4 protein-coding genes are annotated in these 6,516 nt (G+C 45.9%); 1 reads left to right on the top strand and 3 read right to left on the bottom strand.

From position 1 onward, the window contains the following. Window positions 1-27: 27 nt before the first annotated feature. Window positions 28-228, bottom strand: a complete 201-nt coding sequence (locus VQ00_RS15940) for a cold-shock protein (RefSeq protein WP_046181114.1) — start codon at window positions 226-228, stop codon at window positions 28-30. A 304-nt stretch (window positions 229-532) separates the two neighbouring features. Between VQ00_RS15940 and VQ00_RS15935 the strand changes: the two genes are divergently transcribed. Beyond that, window positions 533-1,147, top strand: coding sequence for an FAD-dependent monooxygenase (locus VQ00_RS15935; protein ID WP_046181113.1), 615 nt, complete (start codon window positions 533-535; stop codon window positions 1,145-1,147). Window positions 1,148-1,201: 54 nt separating this feature from the next. Here the strand turns inward: VQ00_RS15935 and metH are convergent, their stop codons facing one another. Next, window positions 1,202-4,645, bottom strand: a complete 3,444-nt coding sequence (metH, locus tag VQ00_RS15930; protein ID WP_046181112.1) for a methionine synthase — start codon at window positions 4,643-4,645, stop codon at window positions 1,202-1,204. Further along, window positions 4,626-6,485, bottom strand: coding sequence for a bifunctional homocysteine S-methyltransferase/methylenetetrahydrofolate reductase (locus VQ00_RS15925; RefSeq protein WP_046181111.1), 1,860 nt, complete (start codon window positions 6,483-6,485; stop codon window positions 4,626-4,628). Before VQ00_RS15925 ends, metH begins: the two co-directional genes overlap by 20 nt. Window positions 6,486-6,516: the final 31 nt, after the last annotated feature.

Genomic DNA, 6,516 nt, shown 5'->3' with positions numbered 1-6,516 from the left:
TGTTTTTTTATGTTTAAAAAAGCGAAATTACGCTTTTTCTACGTTTGTTGCTTGTGGTCCACGTTGGCCTGCTTCAACATCAAATGTTACAGCTTGACCTTCGTCTAAAGATTTGTAGCCGTCGCCTTGAATAGCTGAGAAATGAACGAATACGTCATCTCCAGATTCGCGTTCGATAAAACCAAAACCTTTTTCTGCGTTAAACCATTTTACTTTACCTTGTTCCATGTGTGTTTCCTCCTCGTGTGCTGTGCACACATTGTGTTACTATCCTTGCTCAATACTTCGAGATGGAAAGTGTATCACTTAACAACTTTTTTCCGAACAAAAATAATTCTTCATTATCATAACAGGAATTTTAAAATAAAGCAAGCCGATCAATGAAGAAAGAAAAAGAAGATACGCAATTAAATAAATTTAATATTCAGAAAGTTTGTCAACCTTTCTGACAAATGTTAAGACAGACGGATTTTTATCATATATGCTGTATCCAGAAGAATCGAAATGAAAATAAGTTGAAAGGAAGATGGAAATGGACATCACTGCAATCGCAAGTCAACAAGCCGGTGCTGTGACATTGGAGACAGATATATGTATTGCAGGAGACGGGCCGGCTGGAATGATAATGGGGCTTTTTTTAGCGAAGCAGGGTATGAACGTTATCGTTTTGGAGAAGAGCACGGATTTCCATCAGCCACACCAGCAAATGAGCGATCCATCGTTCATGCAGCTCATGTACGAGCTCCAGCTGCTCGACAATGTCGACCGGCATATTAAGCCGGCGATGCAGGAACTTTTATTATTTCTCCAAGAGGAGAAGATACAGCAGCTGTTAATGAAACCGCTATATAGACAAGATGGACATATGAATCGGATGGTATTACTGGCCCTTTATCAGCAGACGGACCAATTTCCGAATTTGAAGCTGCTGAAAGGTGTTTCTGTAAAAGGTGTTTTATACGATGATGATCTCATCGCTGGTGTGTTTGCCGAAACGGATCAGCAGGATCGCTATTTTATCCATTCGAAAATTACGATTGGAACGGAGGGCGAGCTGCAGGAGCAAATCGATAAAACAAAATTAGTTGATACAAGTCTTCTTTGGATGGCAGATGATATTCAAGTACCTATATCAGATGAAATTTGAAGAGAAATTGTAAAAAAGCAGCCGCTGCTTTATGAGCAGGGCTGCTTTTTTTGTTTAATTTACATTAAAGTATCGTGCATCCGGATGAGCAAAAACAATGGCGGAAACAGACGCTTCCGGTTCCATCATAAAGCCTTCTGTCAATTGGACACCGATTTCCTCCGGTTTAATAAGACCAAATAATTTTTCCTGGTCTTCAAGGTTTGGACAGGCCGGGTAGCCGAATGAAAAACGCTGCCCCTGGTATTTGGCTGCGAATCGTTCACGCATTGTAAAGTCAATCGGATCGGGAATACCCCACTGGTCGCGCATTTCCTGGTGAATCCGTTCAGCAAAGCCTTCTGCAAGCTCAAGCGCTGTCGACTGAAGCGCATGGCTATCAAGGAATTTCCCTTCTTCACGCAGCTTCATCGCTGCATTACGAACACCAAATCCGGCTGTGACAACGAAAAATCCGACGTAATCCATTTCGCCGCTTTCAACAGATTTCACATAATCCGCCAAACAGAGGAAAGGCTCTTTCGTCTGGCGCGGGAAGGTAAATCGTTCAATTTCTGTTTTCGCATCAGACGGATCGTAAATAATGACATCGTTGCCTTGTGACTGTGCCGGGAAAAATTGATAGACAGCAGCTGTTTTTAACTCGCCGTCATTTAAAAAGCCGGTAACTGTGTCGTGAAGCTGAATCGCTTTGTCATTTTGTTCTTCAATCAGCTTTTTCACATTGCCTTTCATGCCAAGGTGATGGCCGATCAGTGTCTGCATATTCACGTACGGCTTCAAGTGGGAAATTGAATAATCTTTCAACAAGCGGCGGCGCTGGTCACGCGGCACAAAAACCGGTACATCTTCCCGAACGGTTTTGACCGGCTTCGGTGCGGTCGCAATTGCTTGTTCTTTCCGCTCCTCACGGTATGCTTCCACTTCTTTTCTTTTTTCTTTTTTATCTTCAAGCTCCTGTAAAAGTGCCACTTTTTGCTCCGCATTTTGCAGGCGGTTGGCGATATCGAGGCCGTCCATCGCATCTTTAGCGTATAAAACAGGACCCGTATATTCCGGGGAAATTTTTGTTTCAGTAAACCGGCGAGACAGCGCCGCGCCGCCGACTAAAATTGGGACATTGATATCCGCTGACTTAAAGTCCTGCGCAGTAATAACCATCTGCTGAGCTGACTTAACGAGCAGGCCGGATAAGCCGACCATGTCTGGTTTTTCTTTCCGGATGGCCTCTATTAACGCCTGTGGTGTGACTTTAATACCGACATCAACCACTTTAAAGCCATTGTTGCTTAAAATAATGTCAACCAGGTTTTTGCCGATGTCATGCACGTCGCCTTTTACAGTCGCCAACACTATTTTTCCTTTGCCGTTGTCATCTTCTTTTTTCTCCATGAACTGCTCAAGGTAGGAAACAGACGCTTTCATGACTTCCGCACTTTGCAGCACTTCTGCCACGATCAGCTGGTTGTCATTAAACAAACGGCCGACTTCTGCCATTCCTTTCATGAGAGGCCCATTAATAATATCAAGAGGTTCATCATACATGCCGCGCGCCGCTTCAAGATCCGGAAGAAGGCCTTCTTTCGTTCCTTCAACCACATAGTAACTTAAACGCTCCGGTACCGTTTTTGGAATATCTTCTTCTTTTTTCTCTTTTTTCTTGCCGCGGTAAAAGTCAGTGAAAACAGCCAGTGTTTCGTCTGTCGTTGTAAACAGCAGTTCATCCGCAAGCTTGATTTCTTCTTTCGGAATCGACGCGTAGCGTTCAAGTTTCTCCGTGTTGACGATCGCATAATCGAGTCCTGCTTGTGTACAGTGGTACAAATACACCGCATTCAGCACTTCACGCCCGACAGGAGGGAGGCCGAATGACACGTTGCTCACGCCAAGAACAGTTAAGCATCTCGGCAGTTTTTCTTTAATAAGCCGGATGCCTTCAATCGTTTCAACCGCAGAACCTATATACTGCTCATCGCCGGTTCCAACAGGGAAGACAAGTGGATCAAAAATAATATCCTCTGGTGCAAGCCCCCATTTTTCCACAAGCAAGTCATGTGAACGGATGGCGATTTCAAGTTTTCGCTCTCTTGTAACGGCCATGCCGACTTCATCAATCGTTCCAACGACGACAGCTGCCCCGTATTGCTTTACAAGCGGCATGACTGCATCAAAGCGCTCTTCGCCGTCTTCTAAGTTAATCGAATTAATAATGGCTTTCCCTTGTGAGTATTTTAGTGCTTCTTCAATGACTTTTTCATCGGTGGAGTCAATGACGAGCGGTACTTTTACTTTTTTGACGACTTCTTGCATAAATTGTTTCATGTCGTCCAGTTCTTCACGATCCGGGTTGGCGAGACAAATATCGATAACGTGTGCGCCGCCTTTTACTTGCGCCCGGGCAACTTCTGCCGCTTCTTCAAATTTGCCTTCAATGATCAGCCGCTTGAATTTGCGTGAGCCGATAACGTTTGTCCGCTCTCCAATGAAAAGAGGGCGCATAGAATCGTCATATAAAAGCGGTTCTATGCCGGAAACAGCGTGTCCGTGCGGCTGCTCAGGCGATGTACGCGGTTTTTTTTCTTTGACCGCTTCACGCATGACACGAATGTGTTCAGGTGTTGTACCGCAGCAGCCGCCGACGATATTCAGCCAGCCTTTATCGGCAAATGCTGACAATTTTTGCGCAAGCGAGTCCGGTGATTCATGATAATTGCCTTCTTCATCCGGAAGACCGGCATTCGGATAACAGCTGACATAGCTTGTTGCAAGGTCTGACAGGGAGCGGATATGATCCGTCATAAATTCCGGACCGGTCGCACAGTTTAGGCCGACTGACAGAGGCTTAATGTGTTCAATGGAAATGTAAAACGCCTCAATGTTTTGTCCGGCAAGTGTCGTGCCCATTGGTTCGATCGTACCCGAAATCATAACAGGAAGCTCAACACCAGCTGCATCAAAAGCGCGGCGGATCCCAAGCGTTCCGGCTTTGACGTTCAGCATATCCTGACTTGTTTCCATCAAAATTAAATCCGATCCGCCTTCAATTAACGCTTTTGCCTGAAGCTCAAAATTGTCAACGAGTGCATCGAATGTGATGCCGCCTGTGACAGACAATGTTTTCGTCGTCGGCCCAATGGCGCCTGCTACAAAACGAGGCCAGTCAGGCGTGGAAAATTCATCGACGACTTTACGGGCGATCTGTACAGCGCGCAAGTTGATTTCATACGCTTTGTCGCCTAAGTCGTACTCGTCCAGCACGACGGGTGTTCCGCCAAACGTATTGGTCGCGATAATGTCAGCGCCCGCTTCTAAATATTCGCGGTGAATGCGTTCGATCACATCCGGTCTTGTCAGCACAAGGTTTTCGTTACAGCCGTCATATTCTTCGCCGCCGAAATCATCCGGCGATAAATCCGCATTTTGAAGCATTGTTCCCATTGCACCATCAATGAGAAGAATTCGCTTTTTCAGTTCTTGTTCAATTTGATATGTGGTCATGCATAGCCCCGCTTTCTTTCTTTGCATCAAGTTCTTTTATATAATGAATCAATTCAACCGACATGTCGTAACGTAAAAACGGTGTAATAAGATACAAACCATTAAACAGTCCGGCCGCCGTATCAATCAGCTCTTTCGCAATTTTCACGCCTTCTTTTGCGGACGCTTCTTTATCTTCGCCGCATGCGCGCATTCTTTCAAGTGTTTCGTCTGACAGCTTAATACCTGGCACTTCATGATGCAAAAACTCAGCATTTCGCATGTTCGTCAGCGGCATGATGCCAATAAAGACCGGAGTGGGTAAATGCTTGGTCGCTTCATGGACTTCAATAATTTTTTCTTTTGTAAACACAGGCTGGGTAATAAAGTAATCCGCGCCGCATTCGATTTTTTTCTCCAGCCGCTTTACGGCGCGGTCGAGCACGCGTACATTCGGATTAAACGCGGCTGCAACCGAAAACTTTGCTTTCTTTTTCAGCGGCTTGCCGGAGAAGGAAATGCCTTCATTTAATTGCTTAATAAGCTGAATCAGTTCAAGGCTTGATACATCGTACACACTTGTCGCACCAGGGAAATCGCCTACTTTCGTCGGGTCGCCAGTAATGGCAAGCACGTCATGCAGGCCAAGAGCGTCAAGCCCCATCAAGTGGGATTGCAGCCCGATTAAGTTACGGTCACGGCACGTAATATGAACGAGCGATCGAACGTCATGTTTCATTTTTAATGTCGCACCCATTGCCATGTTGCTGACACGTGGGGAAGCGAGCGAATTATCGGCCATCGTCACGGCATCGACACCGGTCGCATATAACGCATTCGCGCCTTCAATAAACTTATCGGTCATTAATGTTTTCGGCGTATCGAGCTCTACGATCACCGTCCGTTCAGTTTTCGCTTTCTCACAAATGGACACGTCCGTTGCAGGCGCCGCTTCTTGAATAACAATCGGCTTTTTCGTTTTTACTTTTTTCTCCATTAAAGGAGGGAGGCCGGCGAGACGTTTTTTGGCTGCTTCAATATGCTTCGGCGTCGTACCGCAGCAGCCGCCGATGAGCCGTACACCTTCATTACGGAGAAGAACGGCCGCCCGTCCAAAATAATCGGCTTCGGATTCATACACGATCCGCCCGTCTTCTACATCAAGCAGGCTCGCATTCGGATAAGCGGATAAAAAGGATTTGTTTGGCAGTGTCACGTCTTCAAACGCTTGAATTGTATGATAAGGACCTAAGCGGCAGTTGACACCAACAACGTCTGCGCCGATTCCTTCCAATTGCTGAAGCGCGTCATTTAATGACAGCCCATTTTGCAAAACGCCCGGTTCGTGCATTGACACTTGTGCAATGATCGGCACATCGCTCATTTGACGAAGCAGCTTCACGGATGCGGACAGCTCTTCAAAATCATAATACGTTTCAAGCAAAAGTCCGTCCGGATCACCAGCTAATAAACTTTCTGCCTGCTCGCATACGGAAGCGAGAATTTCATCGTTTGTCGCCGTGCTTTTACGAATGCCGCGGATGCCTCCGATTGTGCCAAGAACAAACTGGCCGCCTGGTGCCGCTGCTTTTTTCGCAATGTTCACAGCTGCTTCGTTTAATTCGCGCACCCGGTTTTCAATGCCATAGCGCGCCAGCTTTAATGTATTGGCACCGTATGTATTCGTTTGAATAACATCCGCGCCGGCTTTAATATAATCTTGATGAATTTTTTCGATAATTTCCGGTTTTTCTGTATTCAGTTCCTCGTAGCAAAAATCAATTCCATATGAATATAAAAGCGTGCCCATCGCTCCGTCCGCGGTCAGCACGTCTGTTTTTAACTTATCGAGCAGTGTCATGGCGCAGCATCCTCTCCGTAGTAAAATAAAA

It is taken from the genome of Domibacillus tundrae, assembly GCF_000970675.1.
Lineage (GTDB): Bacteria > Bacillota > Bacilli > Bacillales > Domibacillaceae > Domibacillus > Domibacillus tundrae.
The sequence above is the reverse complement of the archived record's forward strand: the minus strand, read 5'-3'. Positions and strand labels throughout refer to the sequence as shown.

Excerpts from the sequence above, each read along its gene's own strand:
- VQ00_RS15940 (WP_046181114.1), bottom strand. The coding sequence starts at position 228 with ATGGAACAAGGTAAAGTAAAATGGTTTAACGCAGAAAAAGGTTTTGGT.
- VQ00_RS15935 (WP_046181113.1), top strand. The coding sequence starts at position 533 with ATGGACATCACTGCAATCGCAAGTCAACAAGCCGGTGCTGTGACATTG.
- metH (WP_046181112.1), bottom strand. The coding sequence starts at position 4,645 with ATGACCACATATCAAATTGAACAAGAACTGAAAAAGCGAATTCTTCTC.
- VQ00_RS15925 (WP_046181111.1), bottom strand. The coding sequence starts at position 6,485 with ATGACACTGCTCGATAAGTTAAAAACAGACGTGCTGACCGCGGACGGA.